Genomic DNA, 1,773 nt, shown 5'->3' with positions numbered 1-1,773 from the left:
AAGAGTTGCTCGGTAAGCAGGTGGTGGTGTTATGCAATTTAGAAAAAGCCAAGATGCGCGGTGAAACCTCAGAGTGCATGCTGCTGTGCGCCGAAACCGATGATGAATCAGAAAGCGTATTACTCACCCCTGAGCGCATGATGCCAACGGGCGTCAAGATTGTGTAATGTTGAGTAAGTGTTGGCCCGCATGCAGTTATGGGCGCGGGCCTAATATTTAGGCATGTAATGCAGACGCGCAGTAAAGAAGACTATGCACAAAAAACGCTTTAATCATCATACTATATTTTGGTAAAAACATTTAATCTGATATACTTAAAATCATTTTTGCTTATTTGTGCTGTTAGTTTTTCGCTTGTTACTTTCTCTTTCTTCATTTTACTCTTTTTTACTTTAAATCTTTTGTTTTTACCCTCTCTTGCAATTTTATTTTGATAGTTATCCCTTATTTTAAGGATAGGTAATAACTATTATTCGCCACGTGTATTCTGTCGCTATTATCCGCTCAGAAAGCAAAACCCACTGCTTTTTAAATGTATTCACTTTATATAATTTTTTAAATGCGCTGCTTGACCATGTTTCTTTTGGTCGGTGGCGCATATTTTTTTAGCAGACAGACTATAATCATGATGTTTAAAAAGAAAACATGTGCAGCAATTGTGTCCTCAGTAGTATTGGCATCTCAGGCTGCGCATGCCAATTCAAATTCAGAGAATATCTATGATGCCTTAAATAAAAATGGAATTGTGGTTGCTGGTGCGTTTGGTAAATCCAACGTATTAGCACTTTCGGATAATGGAAATACGGCATTAGGCTTTACCGCGCCGAGTATGTAAGCGCCGTCAAGCGAAGTAGTGGCTAGCGTATGGGATAGCCAAAAGGGACTTATCAATCTTCCTAAAGCGGCGGGTTATAGTGGTTTAAGCGCTGCGCGGTCAATCAGTGGTGATAATGCTTATATTATTGGCTACCTTGGGCGAGAAACCGGTGGTGAGCGTGCGGTATATTGGGACGAACAATATTGTGTTCATCTGTTAGATAATTTATCCAGTAATGAACATGCAAGTTCTGCAGCCTTTGATATTAGCCGGTATGGTAATATTGCAGTGGGAAATGCCAGCACGGACAGTAATTTATAAGCCGCGGTGTATTGGACTCGCCATGACAGTAAAGTTCATGTTTTGAACACCCCAGGTGATAATTCATCCGCCAGTGCAGTGAACGGTGATGGCTCGATGATTGTAGGTAAAACGAATATCGGCTCATCGGGTGTCACGCATGCTTTTCGGTGGACTGAAAACACGGGAGTCGAGTTATTACCGAGTCTAAGTAATCACACCATTTGAGTGATACTGGGCGTGTGATTGGTACCTCACAAAACAGTAGCGCAATTAATCGCGCTGTATATTGGGATGCGGATAACCAGATTCATGATTTGGGAACGCTACGCGCAGATAATCAAGGTGATAGCCAAGCGATTAATATCAGCCGGTTAGGCTCGGTGATCTCGGGAACCAGTATTACCGATGCTGATCAACATTTGGGCTTTATTTGGAAAGACGGACAAGGGATGCATTCCGTCAATGATTGGCTAAAACATGCTTATGTTGATGCCGGTAGCATGGTTGCTAGCAGTGTGAATGCGATGTCTTCTGACGGGGCGACGATTGCCGGTCAACTCACCGATGGTAGTGGGTATGTGGCGCGAGTGGTTACCATCCAAGAGCCTCCCGTGGTAAAACCGGATGAACCTAAGCCGAACGAACCTAAACCC

At 43.1% G+C, this 1,773-nt stretch carries 3 protein-coding genes and 1 pseudogene; all 4 read left to right on the top strand.

What is annotated here, in order from left to right; translation table 11 throughout:
* Positions 1-167: pseudogene (locus tag ACRC27_RS10135) on the top strand (tRNA-binding protein); the annotation flags it as partial.
* 407 nt (positions 168-574) lie between these two features.
* Entirely contained in the window at positions 575-835 is a 261-nt protein-coding gene (locus ACRC27_RS10130; RefSeq protein WP_438639813.1) for a hypothetical protein, read from the top strand.
* Positions 836-853: 18 nt separating this feature from the next.
* On the top strand, positions 854-1,138 hold the full coding sequence (locus tag ACRC27_RS10125; protein WP_438639812.1) for a hypothetical protein: 285 nt from the start codon (positions 854-856) through the stop codon (positions 1,136-1,138).
* Between the two features lie 203 nt (positions 1,139-1,341).
* A partial coding sequence (locus tag ACRC27_RS10120; RefSeq protein WP_438639811.1) for a hypothetical protein occupies positions 1,342-1,773 on the top strand: 432 nt, incomplete at its 3' end.

Origin of the sequence: Plesiomonas sp. (assembly GCF_051650925.1) — a bacterium.
GTDB lineage: Bacteria > Pseudomonadota > Gammaproteobacteria > Enterobacterales > CAMTGL01 > Plesiomonas.
This window is presented reverse-complemented; position numbering and strand designations above follow the sequence as displayed.